Genomic DNA, 21,995 nt, shown 5'->3' on the forward strand with positions numbered 1-21,995 from the left:
TTATTGCCTCAAATGCAACATTTGCCAACGGTAGCAAAGAGCAACATAATCGTAACATGCTGACGAATGTTGCTTGCGCACTCAACAACGAGGATGACAGATGAAAATTGGATTGGTCGGATATGCTACGGGCGGCCAGTACTTCCATGCCCCCTATATTTGCGCCGCGCAGGGAGTTGAGCTGGCGGGCATTGTGGCGCGCGCACCGGCAACTGTCGCGCGCGTCAAAGCGGACTTCCCCGAGGTGCCGGTTTACCCCAGCCTGACGGCGATGCTCGCCGCCGGAGTCGACATTGTCACCATTACCACCCCGCCTGAAACCCGTCGTGAACTGGTTCTGCAAGCTATCGACGCGGGGGTGGCGGTGATTGCCGATAAGCCCTTTGCACCTGATGCGCAAACCGGGCGTGAACTGGCCGCCGCCGCGCAAGCAAAAGGCGTGGTGCTGGGCATCTACCACAACCGTCGCTTCGATGCGGATATCGTGACCCTGCGCAAGGTGATGGAGCAGCAGCGCGTCGGCAAGCCGTGGCGGCTGCACAACCGTATGGATCTTGATGACCCGTTAACGCTGGACGGCGGTGAAATGGGCGGCCTGCTGCGCGACATGGGGAGCCACCTGGTCGATCAGGCGGTGTGGCTGCTCGGGCCGGTGAAGTCGGTATTCGCCCAGACCGACATCATCCAGCGCCCGGAGGGGCCAACGGATGCCAGCTTTGTGATTACCCTGATGCACACCAGCGGCGTGCATTCCCACATCTCCTCCAGCAAGCTGAACCACCTCGCCAGCCGCGAACTGCGGTTATATGGTGACAAGGGCAGCTATCTGGCGAACAGTTCTGACGTGCAGGCAACGGCAATTTTCGCCGGCAAGAAACCAGCAGACGACCTGGCCGGCTGGGGCTATGAGCCTGAAGCACTGTGGGGGACATTGCGCACCGATAAAGGTGAGGAGCGGGTACCGTCAGAGCAGGGGCGCTATCACGCTTACTACGAAGCTTTTGCCGCCGCAGTGCGCGATGGCACCGAGCCGCCGGTGACCAGTGAACAGGCGATCCGCACCCTGGAAGTGCTGGATGCGGCGCTGTTAAGCGCGAAGGAAGGCAGGCTGGTAACGCTGACCGAGCCCTGAACAAAAACGGGTTCTCAAGATGAGAACCCGTTTTCACTCTGCCAGCGCGTTATCAGCGCTGGGCATACTGCTTTTCGGCTTCCGCCAGCGGCTTGCGCTTCATCACCCGGTCCAGCACTTCCGCTTCCAGCTCTGCCAGCCTGACCGAACCTTTACGGCGCGGGCGCGGCAGGTCAACCAGCAGGTCCAGCCCGATATTGCCTTCTTCAATCAGCAGCACGCGGTCGGCCATCGCTACCGCTTCACTGACGTCATGCGTCACCAGCAGCACGGTAAAGTGATGCTGCTGCCACAGTGACTCAATCAGATCCTGCATTTCAATACGGGTTAAGGCATCCAGCGCGCCGAGAGGTTCATCCAGCAGCAGCAGGCCGGGGCGGTGGATCAGCGCACGCGCCAGCGCCACGCGCTGTTTCTGGCCGCCGGATAACGCCGCAGGCCACTCTTTCGCCCGGTCAGCCAGGCCAACCGCATCCAGTGCGGCCAGCGCCTGCTCCTTCCAGGCTTTGCCTTTCAAACCCAGGCCAACGTTATCAATCACGCTTTTCCACGGCAGCAGGCGGTCATCCTGGAACATCAGGCGGATATCTTCGCGCGCTTCATTAAGCGGTGCGCTGCCCGCCAGCAGTTCGCCGCTGCTGCTTTTTTCCAGCCCGGCCAGCAGCCGCAGCAGGGTGCTTTTGCCGCAGCCGCTGCGGCCCACCACCGCCACAAACTGGCCGGACGGGATGTGCAGGTCGATATTATTCAGCACCGTACGATTGTTGTACTGCTTGCTGACGCCGTTGATCACCAGCGGCGTACCGGCATTGAGACGCGCCGGAGACGGCGTTAACTCGCTCATGCGTTTTCCTCTTTCAGTTGATACGCCGGGTGCCAGCGCAGCCAGATACGTTCCAGCAGCTGCGCGCTGACGTCCGCCAGTTTACCCAACAGGGCGTAAAGAATAATCGCTACCACCACCACATCCGTTTGCAGGAACTCGCGAGCGTTCATCGCCAGGTAGCCAATGCCAGAGTTGGCCGAAATGGTTTCTGCCACGATCAGCGTCAGCCACATCAGACCCAGCGCAAAGCGCACGCCGACCATAATGGAGGGCAGGGCACCGGGCAGCACCACCTGAATAAACAGGCTCCAGCCGGAAAGGCCGTAGCTGCGCGCCATTTCCACCAGCCCGCGGTCAATATTACGAATGCCGTGATAGGTGTTGAGGTAGATGGGAAACAGAGTCCCTAATGCCACCAGGAAGATTTTGGCGGACTCATCAATGCCGAACCACAAAATCACCAGTGGGATCAGCGCCAGGTGCGGCACGTTTCGCAGCATCTGCACCGAGGTATCCAGCAGGCGCTCACCCAGCTTCGACATGCCGGTGATCAATCCCAGCACCAGGCCGATTGAGCCGCCGATGCTGAAGCCAATCGCCGCACGCCAGCTGCTTATCGCCAGATGCTGCCACAGCTCACCGCTGGCGGATAAATTCCAGAAAGTGACCACGATCGATTCCGGCGACGGCAGGATACGCGTCGACAGCCAGCCGACCGTCGATGCAATCTGCCACACCACCACCAGCAGGATCGGCAGCGCCCAAGGCAGCAGGCCATTGCCAATACGTTTTACCGCTCTACTCATACACCACCTCTAACTCTGTGAGACTTTTTGCGGGGCGAAATCATGGGCAACGGCTTCACCGTGCGCCTTAATCACGCGCGGCTGCGGTACCTCTGGCACCTCAAGATCGAGGTGCGGGAACAGCAGTTCGCCAACGCGATACGCTTCTTCCAGATGCGGATAGCCGGAAAGTATAAAGGTTTCAATGCCGAGGTCGGCATACTCCTGCATCCTGGCCGCAACGGTCGGGCCGTCACCGACCAGCGCCGTACCTGCACCGCCGCGCACCAGGCCAACGCCTGCCCACAGGTTGGGGCTGATTTCCAGCCGATCGCGCTTACCGCCGTGCAGGGCCGCCATGCGCTGCTGGCCGACCGAATCCGTTTTCGCCAGCGCCGCCTGGGCTTTGGCAATGGTGGCATCATCCAGATGAGAGATCAGACGGTCCGCTGCCTGCCACGCCTCTTCGTTGCTTTCACGCACAATCACATGCAGACGGATGCCGAAGCGCACTTTGCGCCCCTGCGCCGCAGCTTTGGCGCGCACCTGCTCAATTTTTTCTTTGACCTGCGCAGGGGGTTCACCCCAGGTGAGGTAGACATCAACCTGCTCGGCGGCCAGATCCTGCGCCACCTCTGACGAACCGCCAAACCACAGCGGCGGTCGCGGCTGCTGAACCGGCTTAAACATTAGCCGCGCCCCGCGCACATGTACATGTTTTCCTTCGTAATCGACCGTTTCACCTTCCAGTACCCGGCGCCAGACGCGGGTAAACTCGGCGGACTCTTCATAGCGCTCGCGGTGGTCAAGAAACACGCCGTCGCCCGCCAGCTCTTCGGCATCGCCGCCGGTGACCAGATTAAACAGCGCACGGCCGTTGGAGAGACGATCCAGCGTAGCGGCCTGGCGGGCGGCCTGAGTGGGTGAGATGACGCCAGGGCGCAGCGCCACGAGGAAACGCAGACGCTGCGTCACCGGGATCAGCGAAGCGGCAACCAGCCAGGCATCTTCACAGCTGCGGCCGGTCGGGATCAGCACCCCGCCAAAACCCAGGCGGTCGGCAGCCTGAGCGATCTGCTGCAGATAGGCGTGATCCACCGGGCGCGCACCTTCGTCGGTGCCTAAATATTTCCCATCACCATGAGTGGGAAGAAACCAGAAAACGGAAAGGCTCATTGCGTTGCTCCTCAATCAGTGGGCTGTCGGGCCATGCCAGATGCGGCTGGAAATATCGACTTTAACCGGCATTAAATGGCTGCTGTAAAACAGGTCGGCGGTCGCCTGCTGGGCAGCGGCGGTTTTGTCACTCACCAGACCGATCGCGGTAGGTGGGCGATGGTCAAAATAGGTGGCGATAACCGTCTTTGGCAGGCCCATCGCCGTTGCCAGCAGCGCCACGCTCTGCTCGCGCTGGCTGCGGGTCAGCGCATCGGCCTGGCTAAAGGTGTCGAGCACCTGTTGCAGAAATGCGCCGTTTTTCTCGGTAAACGGACGGGTAGCTAAATAGAACGAACCGGTAAGATTCAGCGTGCTGCCATCTTTCAGCACGCGCACGCCGCCCTGCTGGATCGCTGCTGAATAGTAGGGGTCCCAGATAGCCCAGGCATCAACATCCCCCTGCTGGAACGCAGCACGTGCATCGGCAGGCGTCAGAAAGGCAGGCTGGATATCGTTAAATCCAAGCCCTGCTTCTTTCAGTGCGCGCAGCAGCAAATTGTGTGAGCTGGAACCTTTCTGGAAGGCAACTTTATGCCCCTTCAGGTCGGCAACGGTGTTTAGCGGGCTGTTTTCGCGTACCAGAATCACTTCAGATTTCGGCTTTGGCGGTTCGGAACCGACGTACAGCAGATCCGCCCCGGCAGCCTGGGCAAAAATTGGCGGAATATCACCGGTGCTACCGAGGTCGATGCTGTTGACGTTTAATGCTTCCAGCATCTGCGGCCCGGCAGGGAACTCAACCCACTTTATTTGCGTATGTGGAAAACGCTTTTCCAGCAGCTGGTGGGACTTTGCCAGCACCATACTGACTGACCCTTTCTGATAGCCGATGCGCACCTGTGCAGGGGCATCCTTGCTTTCCGCCGCCAGCGCGCTGGATGAGATCAGCCCGGCGGCGATAACGGTGGCGAGTATCCGTGAAAACAGCGTCATCTTTCTCTCCCTGATTAAACCGCAGCGGCCAGCGGCTGATGGCGTCGGGCCAGCGCATGCCAGAAGGTATCCACCGCTTCGGCAAGGCGCTCCGCCAGCAGCGGCGACAGCTCAGGCTGGCGGTCATAATGGGTAATCTGGGTGTCATCCGCGAACACGCCGTGCAGCACTTCCTGCGCTTTTAGCGCGTTCAGCACCGGTTTCAGCGCGTAGTCGACCGCCAGCAGATGGGCGACGGTACCGCCAGTTGCCAGTGGCAGCACAACTTTATGTTCCAGCGCGCGCTCCGGTAACAGGTCGAGCAGCGTTTTCAGCGCGCCGGAGAATGACGCCTTATACACCGGCGTGGCGACAATAAATCCATCCGCAGACTCCAGGTCTTCCTTTAATGCCAGCAGGGCAGGGGAGTCAAAGCGTGCGTAAAGCAGATCTTCAGGATGGAAATTATGCAGATTCCACGGAATAACCTCGACGCCGCGTTTTTCCAATGCCTGCTGGCAGAGGGTCAGCAGTGCGGTGGAGCGTGAAGGAAAACGGGGACTACCAGCCAGAGTAATAACGCGCATAACCTCTCCTTATAACCAAAAGTTATTGATTAACCAAATTCAAGAACCGATAGGCTCATCCTGACAGAGCGCGCTATGTGGCTTAAATGATTTATCCGGCAAATTTATGCTGTTTTTGACATATAGCGGTGGCAGGGATGAGCACGCGCTAAAATAATCGTCATTTATTTAGCGGCTTTTGCGCCAGGTCATTTCCCTTTACGCCGCTAAACCCGGATAATACGACCCCGATTTTCCATCGGGACCTCAGGAGTGACCATGTATTACCCTTTCGTTCGTAAGGCGCTGTTTCAGCTCGATCCTGAGCGTGCGCATGACCTGACCTTGCAGCAGCTGATCCGCCTTTCCGGCACCCCTTTTACCGGCCTGATCCGCCAGTCTCTTCCCTTTAAGCCCGTTACCTGTATGGGGCTGACATTTAAGAACCCGCTGGGCCTGGCCGCAGGGCTGGATAAGAACGGCGAATGCATTGATGCCTTTGGTGCCATGGGATTTGGCTTCATTGAGATCGGTACGGTAACGCCGCGCCCGCAGCCGGGTAATGACAAGCCGCGTATGTTCCGCGTGGTTGAAGCGGAGGGGATCATTAACCGCATGGGCTTTAATAATCTGGGCGTTGATAACCTGGTGGAAAATGTCAAAAAGGCCCACTTTGACGGCATCCTCGGCATTAATATTGGCAAAAATAAAGACACCCCGGTCGAGCAGGGCAAAGAGGATTATTTAATCTGCATGGATAAAATCTATCCATACGCCGGTTATATCGCCATCAATATTTCCTCCCCTAACACCCCGGGACTGCGATCTTTACAATATGGCGAAGCGCTGGATGATTTGCTGGCGGCGATTAAAACCCGTCAGAATGATCTTCAGCAGATCCACCATAAATATGTTCCCGTGGCGGTAAAGATCGCACCGGATCTTTCTGAAGAGGAATTGATCCAGGTGGCGGAGAGTTTACTGCGTCACAATATTGACGGCGTGATTGCCACCAATACCACGCTCGATCGCGAGCTGGTAAAAGGGCTGAAGCACGCGGATGAAGCTGGGGGCTTAAGCGGCCGTCCGGTACAGTCGCGCAGCACGGAAATTATCCGCCGCCTTGCCAGTGAGCTGCAGGGGCGCATCCCGATTATTGGCGTGGGAGGTATTGATTCACTGGTCTCGGCGCGGGAAAAAATGGCGGCAGGCGCCTCACTGGTGCAAATATATTCCGGCTTTATTTACAAAGGTCCGCCTTTGATAAAGGAAATTGTGAGCAATATCTAAGACATTTCTGCCCATTAATAAGCCTGGGGCTTTATTTTCGCCGCAGGCTCGTTTATATTTTGTTCTGTTCACTGATTATTCAGTTTTTAGCAGAGTGCGCAGGGTGCTTAAAAGCGCGTTCTGATTTCCGGAAGTGTTATTAAACGCCCCGGCCGTATGTTACTAAGTATTAATACAGGAACCATCATGAGGATAAAACCAGACGATAACTGGCGTTGGTTTTTTGACGCAGAACATGACCGGATGATGCTCGATCTGGCTGATGGTATGCTGTTCCGTTCGCGTTTCCCACGCAAGATGTTAACGCCTGATGCCTTTGATGTTTCTGGTTTTTGTGTTGACGATGCCGCGCTGTTTTTCACCTTTGATGAACGCTGCCGCCACTGTGGGCTGAATGCCGATCAGCGCGCTGAGCTGGTGCTAAACGCGCTGGTCGCCACGCGTTTCCTTAAGCCTTTGATGCCGAAAAGCTGGCATTTTGATACTCATCCTCAGGGAAGCTGGCGCCCGGCAGAGGGTGAACTGGTGTGCGTGAAGGTGTCTGAAAGCGGTGAGCAGGGCAGTTTGCTGGTGGTCGAGTCGGGTGACAGTGCCGCACTATGCCTGGTGGCACAGCCGCAGCTGACGGTAGCCGGTCGTGGTATGGTGCTGGGTGATGCGATTAAAATCATGCATGACCGCTTGCTGCCTCAGGTTAACAACGACGATATCAATTTCGCCCGCGCGGTATAACTCCCCGCGCAGGTTAATCTCATCTAACGCAAGACCAGATCGCCGGATGGGATGCAGCTACAGCTCAGCACCGTCCCGTCCTCTTTGCGCTCCGCGCCCTGCTTCATTGCCTGAACTTCTCCACTGACCAGCGTGACCCGGCAGCTGCCGCAGATCCCGGCACGACAGGAATAAGGCACTTTGATCCCCTGCATTTCCAGCTGTTCCAGTAACACCTGCTGATTATTGCCGGTAAAATGCTGACCCTGCCAGCTGATCGCCACCGGCTGCGCAGCCTTGCGGGCAACATCCAGGGTTTCGGTGACGTCACCCGCACCGTAGGCTCGCGGGGTATGCGTGCTTAAAATTTCCACGGCATCGCCCGCGCGCATGACGCCGCTGTTGCGGGCAATCAGGTTGAGGCCAAAATCGATGTCACCGCTACCGTCCAGCGCGCTGCGGAAGGTTTGCAGGGTGGCCAGTGGCTGTCCGGTTGGATGTTTACGCCCGTGCTGTGGGCTGACGGTGGTGAACACGCAGCGGCTGCACGGCTTGGGCACATCAAAGATAATCTCGCCGATTTTTAGCGATGCCCAGCCGTCTTCCGCCCATGCGCTGGCGCCGCTGACCACCAGATTTGGGCGAAACTGCTCCATTCTTACCCCTGCCGGGCAGCGCTGCTGCAGATCGTGCAGCGAGGCTTCATTCACCAGCAAAAAAGGAAAACCATCGGCAAAACCGAGCGGGACCCGCTCAAAGCGTTTCACCCGGCGCGTCATCTCCGGACCGACCCAGCGCAGCTGCACCGGGCGCGGAAAAAAGCCGCTCAGCCACTGATTGATGCTGTCCGGAGCAATTAACGCGGTAAACTGATTGCCCCAGACTTCGGTAGCTTGCGGATCGTTATGGAAATCAGCAAAACGCACGCTGGCGCTGCTGCCATCCGCGGCGCTGAGATGCAGGCCGTCAACGATAAGTGCCGGAGTAAACAGCACCATCTCCGGATACTGGCGGGCAGTAATAAAGGTGCCATCCGTATCGGTGATCATAAAAATACGGTCAAATGCCAGCCCGGAGGCCAGTGCCTGAGCGTGGGAAACCTGCATGCCGCGCATTGATTTAACCGGATGAACAAACAGACGTGACAAACTGATCATGGCGATTCTCCCTCGCGCCGGGCCGACCCTCCCTGCTATTTGCAGGGTTTCTGCCGCAAAAGAAGCTAACTTTATGACATGCCGCCATGATTAGCTATAATGCGCAGCAATTTTCTGATGACGATAAGTGACGCTATGAATTCTCTGTTTGCCAGTACGGCGCGTGGGCTCGAAGAGCTGTTAAAAAGTGAACTGGAAGCCCTGGGAGCGCAAAGCTGCCAGGTAGTCCAGGGCGGCGTACATTACCAGGGCGACGATCGTCTGATGTACCAGAGTCTGATGTGGAGCCGTCTGGCTTCGCGTATTCTGCTGCCATTAACCGAATGCGGCGTTTACAGCGACCTGGATCTCTACCTCGGCGTGCAGGCCATTGACTGGCCGGCGATGTTCGGCAGCGATAAAACCTTCGCCGTGCACTTCAGCGGCCTGAACGAGGTGATCCGCAACAGCCAGTACGGCGCGCTAAAAGTAAAAGACGCCATCGTCGACAGCTTTACGCGTAAAAATCTGCCGCGCCCGAATGTCGATCGCGAGCAGCCGGACATCCGCGTCAACGTCTGGCTGAATAAAGACACCGCCAGCATTGCGCTGGATCTTAGCGGTGAGGGCCTGCATCAGCGCGGCTATCGCCAGCAGACCGGCCAGGCACCGCTGAAAGAGAGCCTGGCAGCGGCTATCGTGGTGCGTTCCGGCTGGCAGGCGGGTACGGCGATGGTTGACCCGATGTGCGGTTCCGGCACGTTGCTGATTGAAGCGGCGATGATCGCCTGCGATCGTGCGCCGGGATTACAGCGTAAGCACTGGGGCTTTACCGGCTGGAGTCAGTTTAACCAGCCGCTGTGGAGCGATGTGACGCGCGATGCCCACGAGCGCGCGGCCAAAGGCGTGCAGGCCACCACGTCACGCTTTTACGGTTACGACAACGATTCGCGCGTGATCGAACGTGCGCGTGCCAACGCCCGTAACGCCGGGCTTTCGGAGCTGATCGAGTTTACTACCCAGGATGTGCTGAAGCTGACCAATCCGCTGGGACAGGGCAGCACCGGCACCGTGCTGAGTAACCCCCCTTACGGTGAACGGCTGGACAGCGAACCGGCGCTGATTGCCCTGCACGGCCAGCTCGGGCGCCTGATGAAGACGCACTTTGGCGGCTGGAACCTGTCGCTGTTCAGCGCCTCGCCGGAACTGCTGAGCTGCCTGCAGCTGCGTGCCGATCGCCAGTTCAAAGCGAAAAACGGTCCGCTGGACTGCGTGCAGAAAAACTACCAGCTGGCAGAGAACCCGACGGGTGCTGCGGCCGGGCAGCTGGCGGATGATTACGCCAACCGCCTGCGCAAAAACCTCAAGAAGCTCGATAAGTGGGCGCGCCAGGAAGGGATCGAGTGCTACCGCGTTTATGATGCCGATCTGCCAGACTATAATGTCGCTGTCGACCGCTACGGCGACTGGGTGGTGGTGCAGGAGTACGCACCGCCAAAAACCATCGATCCGGGCAAAGCGCGTCAGCGTCTGTTCGATGTGATTTCTGCCACGCTCAGCGTGATGGAACTGCCGGCCAACCGGCTGGTGCTGAAAACCCGCGAGAAGCAGAAAGGGAAAAGCCAGTACCAGAAGCTGGGCGAAAAGGGCGATTTCTTCGAAGTGGGCGAATTTAACGCCAAACTTTGGGTTAATCTGACGGATTATCTCGATACCGGCCTGTTCCTCGATCACCGTATTGCGCGTAAAATGCTGGGCCAGATGAGCAAGGGCAAAGACTTCCTGAACCTCTTCGCCTACACCGGCAGCGCCAGCGTGCACGCCGGTCTGGGCGGCGCACGCAGCACCACGACCATTGATATGTCCCGCACTTATCTGGAGTGGGCGGAGCGCAACATGCGCCTGAACGGGCTTTCCGGCCGTCAGCATCGCCTGATGCAGGCAGACTGCCTGAGCTGGCTGCGCGATGCCGATGAACAGTTCGACCTGATCTTTATCGATCCACCCACGTTCTCCAACTCCAAACGTATGGAAGAGAGCTTCGATGTGCAGCGCGATCACCTCGATCTGATGAAAGATCTGAAGCGTATTCTGCGCAAAGGTGGCACCGTGATGTTCTCGAACAATAAGCGCGGTTTCAAAATGGATCTCGCCGGACTCGAAGCACTGGGTCTGGCTGCAACCGAAATCACTGCGAAAACCCAGTCTCAGGATTTCGCCCGTAACCGTCAAATTCACAACTGCTGGCTGATTACTCACGCCGGTAAGGAATAAGTTTTTATGTCACTAATCAGTATTCATGGCGCTTACCTCTCATTCAGCGACGCGCCGTTGTTGGATAACACTGAACTGCACATCGAAGAAAACGAGCGTGTCTGTCTGGTTGGCCGTAACGGGGCGGGTAAATCGACCCTGATGAAGATCATCAACCGCGAACAGCCGCTGGATGACGGGCGTATTATCTATGAGCAGGACCTGGTGGTGGCGCGCCTGCAGCAGGATCCGCCGCGCAACGTGCAGGGTTCTGTGTATGACTTCGTCGCCGAAGGCGTGGAAGAGCAGGCAGAACATCTGAAGGCCTATCACGCGATCTCGCACAAAGTGATGGAAGATCCGAGCGATAAAAATCTCAATGAGATGGCGCGCCTGCAGGGGATTCTGGATCACCAGAACCTGTGGCAGCTGGAAAGCCGCATTCACGATGTGCTGCAGCAGATCGGTCTGGACGGCGAAGCGCAGCTCTCTTCACTCTCCGGCGGTTGGCTGCGTAAAGCCGCGCTGGGCCGTGCGCTGGTCAGCAATCCGAAAGTGCTGATGCTCGATGAGCCAACCAACCACCTTGATATTGAGACCATTGACTGGCTGGAAGGCTTCCTGAAAACCTTCCAGGGCAGCATTATCTTTATCTCGCACGACCGCTCCTTTATCCGCAATATGGCAACGCGCATTGTCGACCTTGACCGTGGCAAGCTGGTCTCCTGGCCGGGCGACTACGACCTCTACCTCACCAGCAAAGAGGAAGCGCTGCGCGTCGAAGAGATGCAGAACGCCGAATTCGACCGCAAGCTTGCACAGGAAGAGGTGTGGATCCGTCAGGGCATCAAAGCCCGCCGCACGCGCAATGAAGGGCGCGTTCGTGCGCTAAAAGCCCTGCGCCGCGAGCGTTCCGACCGCCGTGAAGTGATGGGCAAAGCCAACATGCAGGTGGAAGAGGCTTCGCGCTCCGGCAAGATTGTCTTTGAGCTGGAAAACGTCAACTATTCCGTTGCCGGCAAACAGCTGGTGCGTGACTTCTCCCGCCAGGTTCAGCGCGGCGATAAAATCGCGCTGATCGGCTCTAACGGCTGCGGTAAAACCACGCTGCTGAAACTGATGCTCGACCAGCTGAAAGCGGACAGCGGCCGCGTTCATATCGGGACTAAGCTGGAAGTCGCCTACTTCGACCAGCACCGCGCCGAGCTGGACCCGGACCGCACGGTGATGGACAACCTCGCCGAAGGTAAGCAGGAAGTGATGGTTAACGGTAAGCCACGCCACGTGCTGGGCTACCTGCAGGAGTTCCTGTTCCATCCAAAACGTGCGATGACCCCGGTGCGTGCGCTGTCCGGCGGTGAGCGTAACCGCCTGCTGCTGGCGCGCCTGTTCCTCAAGCCAAGCAACCTGCTGATCCTCGATGAACCGACCAACGACCTTGATGTGGAAACGCTTGAGCTGCTGGAAGAGCTGGTTGACGGTTATCAGGGCACGGTTCTGCTGGTCAGCCACGATCGTCAGTTCGTCGACAACACCGTGACCGAGTGCTGGATCTTTGAAGGCAACGGCGAAATCGGCGCCTTTGTGGGCGGCTATCACGATGCGCAACTGCAGCGCAAAGCGTTTAAGCAGAATCGCGCCAGCGCCAAACCTGCCAGCGCGCAGCCACGTCAGGAGAGCGCAAAAAGTGAAGCAGCAAAAAGACCTGCCGCTAAGCTGAGCTACAATTTGCAACGAGAGCTGGAACAGCTGCCGAAACAAATGGAAGCGCTGGAAGCCCGTCTCGAGGCGTACCAGGCGCAGGTTGCCGACGGCGACTTCTTCACCCAGCCGCGTGAGGTGACTCAGCCGGTTCTGGACGCGCTGGCTCAGGCGGAGCAGGAGCTGGAAGTGGCGTTCGAGCGCTGGGAATATCTGGAATCGTTACAAAACGGCGGCTGATACGGCCGTTTTTCCCCACCACAGAGGGTGAAGTATGTGTTCGTCGCACCACGCGCATCACTGGATGCTTTGTCCGCAGTGTGACCTGATGACGCAGTTGCCCGCTATCGGGCCGGGCAGCAAGGCAAGCTGCCCACGTTGTCACACCACGCTTCAGTCTAACTGGGATGAGCCGCGCAAGCGGCCCACCGCCTATGCGCTGGCGGCGCTGCTGATGCTGCTGCTGGCAAATTTGTTTCCCTTTATCAATATGCAGGTTGCCGGGCTGAGCAGCGAGATTACGCTACCGCAAATACCCAGCGTGATGGTTTCTGACGACTACAGCAGCCTTGCGACGTTGTTTCTGCTGTTTGTGCAGGGCGTACCTGCCATTTGTATGGTGGTGATCCTGCTGCTGGTCAACCGGGTGCGCATGCCGTCGCCGCTTAAGCAGCTGATGGCACGCGTGCTGTTCCAGTTAAAAACCTGGGGCATGGCGGAGATTTTCCTCGCGGGCGTATTGGTCAGTTTCGTCAAGCTGATGGCCTATGGCGATATTGGCATCGGCACCAGCTTTGTGCCGTGGTGCCTGTTCTGTCTGCTGCAGCTGCGCGCTTTCCAGTGTACCGATCGCCGCACGCTGTGGGCGCGCGTGGCTCCGCTTCCTGCACTGCCAGCTAAGCCGCTGGCGGGCGTCAGCGGCCTGCGTCAGGGGCTGCGCTCCTGCCGCTGCTGCACCGCGGTGCTGAGCAGCGATACGCTGATCTGCCCGCGCTGCGGCAGTAAGGGGCACGCCCGCCGCAAGGACAGCCTGCAGTGGACGCTGGCGCTGCTGTTTACCTCCATCCTGCTCTATATCCCCGCTAATCTGATGCCGATTATGGTGACCGAGGCGCTCGGCAGCAAAATGACCTCAACGATCATGGCCGGGGTGGTGCTGTTGTGGAGTGATGGCTCCTGGCCGATTGCGCTGGTGATTTTTATTGCCAGTATTATGGTGCCTTCGCTGAAGATGATCGCTATCGGCTGGCTGTGCTGGGATGCCAACGGGCGCGGCAGCAACCGGCAGGACAGCGAAAGAATGCACAAGATTTATGAAGTGGTGGAGTTTGTCGGGCGCTGGTCGATGATTGACGTATTTGTTATCGCCGTGCTGTCAGCGCTGGTGCGCATGGGAAGGTTAATGAGTATCTACCCCGCGATTGGCGCACTGCTGTTCGCGCTGGTGGTGATCCTGACGATGTTTGCCGCCTTGACGTTTGATCCCCGTCTCACCTGGGATCGGGTAAGAGAAAAGAGTACTGAGGAGCCTGCAAGTGACGGACAATAATTACAATACCGCCAAGGTGGAGCAGATTAAGCGCTGGTCACCGGTGTGGATCATCCCCATTGTTACCGTGCTGATTGGGGCGTGGATCCTGTTTTATCACTTTAGTCATCAGGGACCGGAGGTGACGCTGATTACCACCAATGCCGAGGGGATTGAGGGCGGTAAAACCACCATCAAAAGCCGCAGCGTTAACGTCGGGATCGTCGAAAGCGCCGTGCTGACTGACGATCTTCACCACGTGGAGATCAAAGCACGCCTTAATTCCGGCATGGAAAAACTGCTGCGCGAAGACAGCGCATTTTGGGTGGTAAAGCCAGCCATTGGCCGTGAAGGCGTAACAGGATTAGGTACGCTGTTGTCCGGAGCCTATATCGAGCTGCAACCCGGTTCAAAAGGGGAAAAAACGGAGCAATATAAGCTGCTGGACGCACCGCCTCTGGCGCCGCTGGATGCCAAAGGCATTCGTATTACGCTCGACAGTGAAAAAGCCGGGCAGCTCAATGCGGGCGATCCGGTGCTGTTCCGTGGCTACCAGGTGGGCACGGTGGAAACCAGCGCCTTTGACGCGGATAAGCGCATGATGACCTATCAGCTGTTTATCTCTGCGCCTTACGATCGTCTGGTGACCAGCAATGTGCGCTTCTGGAAAGACAGTGGCATTGCGGTGGACATGTCGGCTTCCGGCATGCGCGTTGAAATGGGCTCGCTGACCACGCTATTTAGCGGCGGCGTCAGCTTTGACGTCCCGGACGGCTGGGAGCTGGGTAAACCGGCCGAGAATAAGGCGGAATATCGCCTGTTCAACGACCAGCGCAGCATTCAGGATTCCCTGTATACCGCGCACAAAGACTTCCTGCTGTTCTTCAGCGATTCCATCCGCGGTCTGCAGCCGGGGGCGCCTGTTGAGTTCCGCGGCATTCGTCTCGGTACCGTGGCAGAAGTTCCGTTCACCATGCCTGGCATTGCACAGCGTCTGAACAATGATTATCGCATTCCGGTGCTGATCCGCATTGAACCCGATCGCTTCCAGAAACAGCTGGGCAACGATTTCAACTTTGAGCAGCATCTGAAAGATGGCATTGGGCGTGGTCTGCGTGCTTCCCTGAAATCAGCCAACCTGCTGACCGGCTCGCTGTATATCGATCTCGACTTCTACAGCAACGCTAAACCTTATGCCGGACCGAAAAGCTTTGCTGATTATGAGCTGATCCCAACGGTGAGCGGTGGCCTGGCGCAGATCCAGCAGAAGCTGATGGAGTCACTGGATAAGATCAATAATCTGCCGCTGAACCCGATGCTGAATGAAGCGACCGGTACGCTGAAAGAGAGCCAGCGCACGCTGAAAGAGCTGCAGAAAACCCTGGATAATCTGAACAAGATTACCGCCAGCCAGTCTATGCAGGAGCTGCCGGCAGACATGCAGAAAACGCTGCGTGAGCTGAATCGTAGTATGAAAGGCTTCCAGCCGGGTTCCCCAGCCTACAGCAAGATGGTCGGCGATATGCAGCGTCTCGACCAGGTGCTGCGCGAGCTGCAGCCGGTACTGAAAACCTTAAACAGCAAGAGTAATGCACTGGTCTTTGAAGCAAAACCCGGCCAGGACCCACAGCCGAAGAGGGCGAAATAATGATGAAATGGATCCCCGTAGCCCTGGCGCTGGCACTGAGCGCCTGTAGCGGCACGCCGAAAACCGTCTACTACCAGCTGCCCGCAGCGGGCAGTTCCGTGGCGGCCAGCAGTCAGAATGTGTCCCGCCCGGTGTGGGTGGAACATGTTTCGGTGCCCGATTATCTGGCGGGCAACGGTGTGGTATATCAAAGCAACGATGTGCAGTTCGTTATTGCCGCCAACAATCAGTGGGCCAGCCCGCTGGATCAGCAGCTGCAGCAAACGCTGGTCAGTAACCTGAGTGCTGCCCTGCCTGGCGCGCTGGTGTCATCCACGCCGATGGGTGAGCAGCACGATACGCTGAATGTCAGCGTGACGGGTTTCCACGGACGCTATGATGGGCACGTGGTGGTGAGCGGTGCATGGACGCTGGAGCACGACGGCAAACTGACCAGGCAGCCTTTTGCCTTCGACCTCGCGCAGAACGAAGATGGTTACGATGCGTTAGTAAGAACATTAGCTAAAGGATGGCAGCAGGTGGCGGGGCAGGTGGCTAATGCAGTAATTCACCAACCTTAAGCAAAAATTTACTAACCGCCTAAGCCTTTGATTGTTGCAGATTCAGAATTTTGCACAATCAAGGGCTTTTTTATTGTTAATCAAAAGGCTGGAGGCGCTCGGGGCGGCAGATTAACCGAGACAGCACGCGCGGTCTGATTCAAAATGATGACACTGGCGTGAAATTTGCGCGTTGATCTTTATTTAAAGTCGCGGTAGAACTTATGTGTGGTTGCGCAAACTGTGACCACTGTTTTCTTTCCACCAGAATCCATCAGACTAGAATGAGGGAAACGCGGCATGAAGAGACAGAAACGAGATCGCCTTGAACGAGCAGAATCGCGAGGTTACCACGCAGGCATCACAGGACGCTCTAAAGAGATGTGTCCGTATCAGATGCTGGATGCTCGATCTCACTGGTTGGGAGGCTGGCGACAAGCCATGGAGGACAGGACGGTTACCGCGTAACGCCTGTTATCGATAGGGAAAAGACCTCCGCTGCTGCGGAGGTCTTCGTTTTAGAACGCCGTGGTGTCTTTAAACAGGCCCACTTTCAGGTCGGTCGCGGTATAGATTACGTGACCATCAACCAGCACTTCACCATCTGCCACGCCCATCACCAGTTTACGGTTGATGACGCGCTTGAAATGAATACGGTAGGAAACTTTCTTCGCGCTCGGCAGTACCTGGCCGGTGAATTTCACTTCGCCCACGCCCAACGCGCGGCCCTTACCTTCAGCGCCCAACCAGCCGAGATAGAAGCCAACCAGCTGCCACATCGCATCCAGGCCGAGGCAGCCAGGCATTACCGGGTCGCCGATAAAATGACAGCTGAAGAACCACAGGTCCGGATTGATATCCAGTTCAGCTTCAACGAAACCTTTACCGTAGTTACCGCCGTCTTCGCTCATCTTAACGACGCGGTCCATCATCAGCATGTTGCCTGAAGGCAATGGCGGGCCTTCTGCGCCAAACAGTTCACCGCGACCGGAGGCAATCAAATCTTCTTTTGTATAGGAATCGCGTTTATCTACCATATTCTCAATAAGCCTTATTTTAGTGAATCACGGAGTCTAGCTTACACGTGTACGCCGAACAAGTCCGATCAGCTACGGTTAAACAAGTTTAGCCAGCGCAGCGGCCATGGACGATGGCGCATATCCTGCTGGTTAAATTGGGCAATACGTTCCTGAATGGTGCCAAGCAGGCAGGGGCCTTGCTCTTTATCCCATTCAACGCCGGTGAGTAACGGCAGCGCTTCTTCCACGCTGGAGACAGCCCACAGGTGGAATTTGCCGTCACGCACGGCATCGACCACTTCCTGCTGTAACGACAGATGACGGACGTTAGCGGCCGGGATGATGACCCCCTGAGTGCCGCTCAGCGTGCGCTGGTTACAGATGTGGAAGAAGCCCTCAATTTTTTCGTTCAGTCCACCCACCGGCTGCACGCGACCAAACTGATCGACAGATCCGGTCACCGCCAGCTGCTGGTTAATCGGCTGAGAAGCCAGGGAGCTAATCAGCGCGCACAGCTCCGCCAGCGAGGCGCTGTCACCATCCACTTCAGAGTAAGACTGCTCAAAGACCAGCGAGGCGGAGAAGGGCAGCTGCTGTTCCAGCTCCAGCTCAGCAATCAGCCAGGCCTGCATGATCATCATGCCCTTAGCATGAATATTGCCGCCCAGTTCGGCTTTACGCTCAACGTCATTGAACTCACCGTCACCAATGTGCACCACGCAGCTGATACGCGACGGCTCACCAAAGGCGCGTGGATGCCCCGGGAATTCAATCACCGACAGGGCGTTAATCTGGCCAATCATTTCGCCTTCGGTCTCGATCAGGATCTGATCGAGCAGGATTTCGTCACGAATACGTTCAGCCAGGAAACCTTCACGCCATTCGCGCGTGCTGAGCGCATCCTGCATATTTTCGGCGCTGACGCTGAGGTTATCACTGTACTGAACGGCATCCTGCAGCTGACGGCTCAGCCACATTGGGTCAAGAGGCAGCGTGTCCTGATCGCCGGTATAGCGGGCCGCTTCACGGATCAGCACTGGCCAGAAATCAGCCGCCGGCGCGTCATAACCCAGATTCTGAGCAATATTCAGCACCCACTGCATCCAGTGGCTGAAGTCTTCATCATCAACCAGCTGGATATTGTCCTCAAACTCGCTGTAGAGCGACAGGGAAGCCAGGTCGGGTTCCATCTCCTGGAAGTCAGCCAGCGCATCACGCTCACCAATCAGTACCAGACGGAACTGCATTGGCATCGCAAGGATATCGAGCGGCAGAGGGCGGGTTTCATCCTGGGAGTACCAGTCAAAGCGCTGATTCACCATAATTTGCTTGAGGCGCAGCCACATCAGCGGCTGAGCCAGCAAGGTTCGCAAGGAGAGGATCAGTACGCCACCGTTGGCACGATGTACCAGGCCTGGGGTCAGAGTGATGGCAGATTGATGCAGACGTACGCAGCCAAAAAGCTGTTCCGTTTCAATCCACTCAGCCTGATGTACGCCGCCCACGCTGGCGAAGTTATCCTCTGCCCTTTCGGCCGGGCGCCAGCTGACGGAGTTCCCACTTAGCGTATAGTGGCCACCGTAAAGGGCAGATTCATCGCCATCGTCAGCCGCCATTGAGGTAAGGATATCCTGCAACAGCGTGAGGTATTCAGCGCTTTCAGGACTTTTGACCAGCATCAGCGGCACTTTTGCCGGGGTTTGCAGCAATAAGCTGAGGCCATTAAACAGGCGAGCCTGTACGGTAGCAAAGCACTCTGCGTCGGCAGCAACTGCCTGCGAGAGGAGATGCTGGAAGCGTTCGGTATCGGGCTGTAGGGCGCGCCACTCTAATCGATTGTTGGTCAAAGTTATCGTATTTTTCTGAAATGAATAAAAGCGGCATTATACAAGATTTCAGCCTGTTAAGCACCGTAGACATGCGCCTGAAACCAGGGCGATCTCACATTCCCCCCGCTGGTCCTGTTTTCTTTACAGCCTGATCAAAAAAAGCTGTTATTCTTAACCCGTTATGTGGTCAGCATGAGATTCCGATGAAATATCAACAACTGGAAAATCTGGAAAGCGGTTGGAAGTGGAAGTATCTGGTCAAAAAACACCGCGAAGGTGAATCGATCACGCGCTATATCGAATTAAGCGCCGCGCAGGCAGCCGTGGATGAACTGCTGGTCATGGAAAACCGGCCGGTTGAAGTGTTGCAGTGGATTAGCCTGCATATTAATCCGACGCTCGAAAACCGCATGAAACAGACGATTCGCGCCCGACGCAAACGTCATTTCAACGCCGAGCATCAACACACGCGTAAAAAATCTATCGATCTGGAGTATCTGGTGTGGCAGCGCCTGGCGGGTCTGGCACAGCGCCGTAATAGCACACTATCGGAAACGATTGTGCAGCTGATTGAAGATGCGGAAAGAAAAGAGCAGTACGCCAGCCAGATGTCGTCGCTCAAGCAGGATCTGAAAGCCATTCTGGGCAAGCCGGAATAAGCGCGATTCTGTTAGCTCTGCCGGAAAAGAGACCGGCAATAAAAAACCCCGCCGAGGCGGGGTTTTTTTATGACTGATGGACTTAAGCCTGTGGCTGAGTCACAACGTCTTTGATGCCTTTAACTTCGATTTCTACGCGACGGTCTGGCGCCAGGCAGTCGATCAGGGCATTACGGCCTTTCACGCTGTCACAGGTGCTGCCGGTGACTGGGTTAGATTTACCCTCGCCACGTGCAGAGATCTTGTTAGCAGGGATGCCTTTAGAAACGAGGTAGTCAACAACAGACTGTGCACGCTTCTCAGACAGCTTCTGGTTGTACTGCTCTGAACCGATACGGTCAGTGTAGCCCAGAACAACAACAGAACCATCTTTAGGATCCAGATTGCTCAGCTGGGTGTACAGCTGATCCAGAGCCTGCTGGCCTTCTGGCTTCAGGGTGTTTTTGTTGAAGTTGAACAGCACGTCAGACTTCAGAGTGAAACGCTTGGTTTCAACAACTGGAGCTGGAGCTGGTGCTGGAGCAACAACTGGAGCTGCTGCTTCATCCTGACCGAAGCGGTATGAAACGCCAACGCTCAGCATGGAGTTATCAGGACGCGCACCAACGGTACCTGCGTCACCGATGTTGTTAACCCACTGGTAGTCCAGACGGGTTGCCCAGTTTTTGGTCACTGCGTATTCAACACCAACCGCGGCCAGTGGAGAAACACCGGTGTCGTGGTCGCTGATGCGATCGCCGCCAACAACCTGCTGAGTGGAGTCAGCACGCCATACCATGCCACCCAGACGGGTGTACACGTCCAGATCGTCCATTACTGGGTAGCTTAATTTAGCTGCCAGCTGAACGCCCTGTGCTTTGAATGCGCCGTTAACCTGGTCGCCTTTGTTAGGCATACGGCCTAACCAGTCATAACCCAGCTCGAAGCCCAGGTATGGGTTCGCCTGATAACCCATGAATGCACCAGCACCAAGCTGGCTTTCATGAGATGGGCCGTCGTTATCTTGGTAACCGTTACCGTAGTAACCTTTGTCATGGTACTGAGACCAGCCCAGTTTAGCACCGGTGTACCAGGTGTCATCTTTAGGGGCGGCCTGCGCTACGGTAGCGAAGCCAGCCAGTGCCACTGCAATTGCGATAGCTGTCTTTTTCATTTTTGCGCCTCGTTATCATCCAAATAGGCAATGAGCTTTAAGTTAGCTCTTTGGTTTAATCCTTCGCCGGGTTGTGTAGCTCGATTATGACTCTTCCAAAAAAAGGAGGTTATTGAGCACCCTGGCGAGCTAAAGTCTACAACGTACCAGCAAACTTACAAGTATGATGTGACGGTGCTCAGCAAAAAAACAGGGTTTCATACACATTTTTTAACATTTGAGGGTGAATTCTTTGCTGAAAAAAGGGTCTGTGAACGCAGCTAAACCATTGTCTAGCCGCGTCATAACATAATCAGCGGGTTAAAGCGGGGCAGGGAAAGAAAAAACCTGAGAAAAATCTCAATTTTACTTAATGATACAAACTAGAGTGAATTTTTATTCCATTTAACGGTCTGGATGGAAGATAAGAGGTCTCTTCCGGGCGCATAATCAGTCCGAGAGCTTGTCCAGAATCCGCTGCTTGCTGCAAACGTAGACGATCCGTTTCTGATACTTCCTCTTCCAGCCAGCCCAAAACCACGCTGTAATTTCCCGTGCTCAACGCTTTGATCATCGCTTCAACGGTGGTGATGGTGGTGGAGTGAGGGGACTGCATCACTTTATCCAGCGGTAACCCGGAGCGCTGAAGCCAGTCGCGGCTCAGTTTTTGCTGCGGCGTGAGCCACAGCTGCCAGCGCGACTGCGTACCTAACTGTTGCAACAACGGCAGCAGCAGTCGCTGAGTCATACCAGGTTGATTCTCACTGTAAGTCAGTTCGCTGATCAGACCATTACCGCAGGCAGCTGCGGATGAAGGAACGTGCAGGGCACGAGTAACAGATTGAGATTTCAGGGAATGAGTACGCATGGTGTCTTCGCTCACAGGTGACTGTATGGATATACAGTATATCCACAGTGAGCAAAGATCAACCTTAATCTTGCGTGTGCAACAGCGCTTGTCATGATGGAAGTAGCCATCACCCGCATGAGCAAACGCCGTAACCCGTACGAACTGTTTACCCGCGCCAATCCCGCAGAGAAAAGATCTTCCCCGCCCGCCTCACTCTGCGCCTGAACATACACAGGCTGCAGAATACTACTGCGCTAATTT

At 56.5% G+C, this 21,995-nt stretch carries 20 protein-coding genes; 10 read left to right on the forward strand and 10 right to left on the reverse strand.

Going from position 1 to position 21,995, the window contains the following annotated elements; translation table 11 throughout:
• Positions 1–100 precede the first annotated feature (100 nt).
• On the forward strand, positions 101–1,132 hold the full coding sequence (locus J2Y91_RS15840) for a Gfo/Idh/MocA family protein (RefSeq protein ID WP_133624018.1): 1,032 nt from the start codon (positions 101–103) through the stop codon (positions 1,130–1,132).
• A gap of 52 nt (positions 1,133–1,184) precedes the next feature.
• On the opposite strand, the gene ssuB is transcribed toward J2Y91_RS15840, so the two are convergent.
• The 5 genes from ssuB to ssuE are packed head-to-tail and all read right to left on the reverse strand — an operon-like array spanning position 1,185 to position 5,460.
• Positions 1,185–1,976: an aliphatic sulfonates ABC transporter ATP-binding protein gene (gene ssuB / locus J2Y91_RS15845; RefSeq protein WP_048916510.1), complete on the reverse strand. Its 792-nt coding sequence runs from the start codon at positions 1,974–1,976 to the stop codon at positions 1,185–1,187.
• Complete coding sequence (gene ssuC / locus J2Y91_RS15850; RefSeq protein WP_048916509.1) at positions 1,973–2,764, reverse strand: aliphatic sulfonate ABC transporter permease SsuC; 792 nt, start codon at positions 2,762–2,764, stop codon at positions 1,973–1,975. Before ssuC ends, ssuB begins: the two co-directional genes overlap by 4 nt.
• Before the next feature lie 9 nt (positions 2,765–2,773).
• Positions 2,774–3,919 (reverse strand): FMNH2-dependent alkanesulfonate monooxygenase, encoded by a 1,146-nt coding sequence (gene ssuD, locus J2Y91_RS15855; RefSeq protein ID WP_099754052.1) that lies wholly within the window; start codon positions 3,917–3,919, stop codon positions 2,774–2,776.
• Between the two features lie 15 nt (positions 3,920–3,934).
• Positions 3,935–4,894, reverse strand: coding sequence for a sulfonate ABC transporter substrate-binding protein (locus J2Y91_RS15860; protein WP_133624017.1), 960 nt, complete (start codon positions 4,892–4,894; stop codon positions 3,935–3,937).
• 14 nt (positions 4,895–4,908) lie between these two features.
• Entirely contained in the window at positions 4,909–5,460 is a 552-nt protein-coding gene (gene ssuE, locus J2Y91_RS15865) for an NADPH-dependent FMN reductase (RefSeq protein ID WP_048916506.1), read from the reverse strand.
• A gap of 258 nt (positions 5,461–5,718) precedes the next feature.
• Here ssuE and pyrD point away from each other — a divergent pair, with 258 nt between their 5' ends.
• Complete coding sequence (pyrD, locus tag J2Y91_RS15870) at positions 5,719–6,729, forward strand: quinone-dependent dihydroorotate dehydrogenase (protein ID WP_133624016.1); 1,011 nt, start codon at positions 5,719–5,721, stop codon at positions 6,727–6,729.
• 186 nt (positions 6,730–6,915) lie between these two features.
• Positions 6,916–7,461: a cell division protein ZapC gene (locus J2Y91_RS15875; RefSeq protein ID WP_048916504.1), complete on the forward strand. Its 546-nt coding sequence runs from the start codon at positions 6,916–6,918 to the stop codon at positions 7,459–7,461.
• A 23-nt stretch (positions 7,462–7,484) separates the two neighbouring features.
• Here J2Y91_RS15875 and J2Y91_RS15880 read toward each other — a convergent pair whose 3' ends face one another.
• Entirely contained in the window at positions 7,485–8,597 is a 1,113-nt protein-coding gene (locus tag J2Y91_RS15880; protein WP_133624015.1) for a YcbX family protein, read from the reverse strand.
• Positions 8,598–8,732: 135 nt separating this feature from the next.
• Between J2Y91_RS15880 and rlmKL the strand changes: the two genes are divergently transcribed.
• From rlmKL to rmf, 6 genes are all read left to right on the forward strand, one after another.
• A complete protein-coding gene (gene rlmKL, locus J2Y91_RS15885) occupies positions 8,733–10,850 on the forward strand; it encodes a bifunctional 23S rRNA (guanine(2069)-N(7))-methyltransferase RlmK/23S rRNA (guanine(2445)-N(2))-methyltransferase RlmL (protein WP_133624014.1) in 2,118 nt (705 codons plus the stop codon).
• A gap of 6 nt (positions 10,851–10,856) precedes the next feature.
• Positions 10,857–12,770 (forward strand): ABC transporter ATP-binding protein, encoded by a 1,914-nt coding sequence (locus tag J2Y91_RS15890; RefSeq protein ID WP_133624013.1) that lies wholly within the window; start codon positions 10,857–10,859, stop codon positions 12,768–12,770.
• Between the two features lie 34 nt (positions 12,771–12,804).
• Complete coding sequence (pqiA, locus tag J2Y91_RS15895; protein ID WP_048916501.1) at positions 12,805–14,079, forward strand: membrane integrity-associated transporter subunit PqiA; 1,275 nt, start codon at positions 12,805–12,807, stop codon at positions 14,077–14,079.
• The gene (gene pqiB, locus J2Y91_RS15900) at positions 14,066–15,706 is read left to right on the forward strand and encodes an intermembrane transport protein PqiB (protein WP_048916500.1); all 1,641 of its coding nucleotides are present in this window, start codon (positions 14,066–14,068) and stop codon (positions 15,704–15,706) included. Before pqiA ends, pqiB begins: the two co-directional genes overlap by 14 nt.
• Positions 15,706–16,266, forward strand: coding sequence for a membrane integrity-associated transporter subunit PqiC (gene pqiC, locus J2Y91_RS15905; RefSeq protein WP_133624012.1), 561 nt, complete (start codon positions 15,706–15,708; stop codon positions 16,264–16,266). The genes pqiB and pqiC overlap by 1 nt, the downstream gene beginning before the upstream one ends.
• A gap of 279 nt (positions 16,267–16,545) precedes the next feature.
• The gene (gene rmf, locus J2Y91_RS15910; protein WP_099754048.1) at positions 16,546–16,713 is read left to right on the forward strand and encodes a ribosome modulation factor; all 168 of its coding nucleotides are present in this window, start codon (positions 16,546–16,548) and stop codon (positions 16,711–16,713) included.
• 50 nt (positions 16,714–16,763) lie between these two features.
• Here the strand turns inward: rmf and fabA are convergent, their stop codons facing one another.
• On the reverse strand, positions 16,764–17,282 hold the full coding sequence (gene fabA / locus J2Y91_RS15915; RefSeq protein ID WP_048916498.1) for a bifunctional 3-hydroxydecanoyl-ACP dehydratase/trans-2-decenoyl-ACP isomerase: 519 nt from the start codon (positions 17,280–17,282) through the stop codon (positions 16,764–16,766).
• 68 nt (positions 17,283–17,350) lie between these two features.
• A complete protein-coding gene (locus tag J2Y91_RS15920; protein ID WP_133624011.1) occupies positions 17,351–19,111 on the reverse strand; it encodes an AAA family ATPase in 1,761 nt (586 codons plus the stop codon).
• Between the two features lie 185 nt (positions 19,112–19,296).
• Here J2Y91_RS15920 and matP point away from each other — a divergent pair, with 185 nt between their 5' ends.
• The gene (gene matP, locus J2Y91_RS15925) at positions 19,297–19,752 is read left to right on the forward strand and encodes a macrodomain Ter protein MatP (RefSeq protein WP_048916496.1); all 456 of its coding nucleotides are present in this window, start codon (positions 19,297–19,299) and stop codon (positions 19,750–19,752) included.
• 82 nt (positions 19,753–19,834) lie between these two features.
• Here matP and ompA read toward each other — a convergent pair whose 3' ends face one another.
• A complete protein-coding gene (gene ompA, locus J2Y91_RS15930) occupies positions 19,835–20,905 on the reverse strand; it encodes a porin OmpA (protein ID WP_048916495.1) in 1,071 nt (356 codons plus the stop codon).
• A 349-nt stretch (positions 20,906–21,254) separates the two neighbouring features.
• The gene (sulA, locus tag J2Y91_RS15935; RefSeq protein ID WP_133624010.1) at positions 21,255–21,752 is read right to left on the reverse strand and encodes an SOS-induced cell division inhibitor SulA; all 498 of its coding nucleotides are present in this window, start codon (positions 21,750–21,752) and stop codon (positions 21,255–21,257) included.
• Positions 21,753–21,995: the final 243 nt, after the last annotated feature.

This window comes from Erwinia aphidicola (assembly GCF_024169515.1).
Lineage (GTDB): Bacteria > Pseudomonadota > Gammaproteobacteria > Enterobacterales > Enterobacteriaceae > Erwinia > Erwinia aphidicola.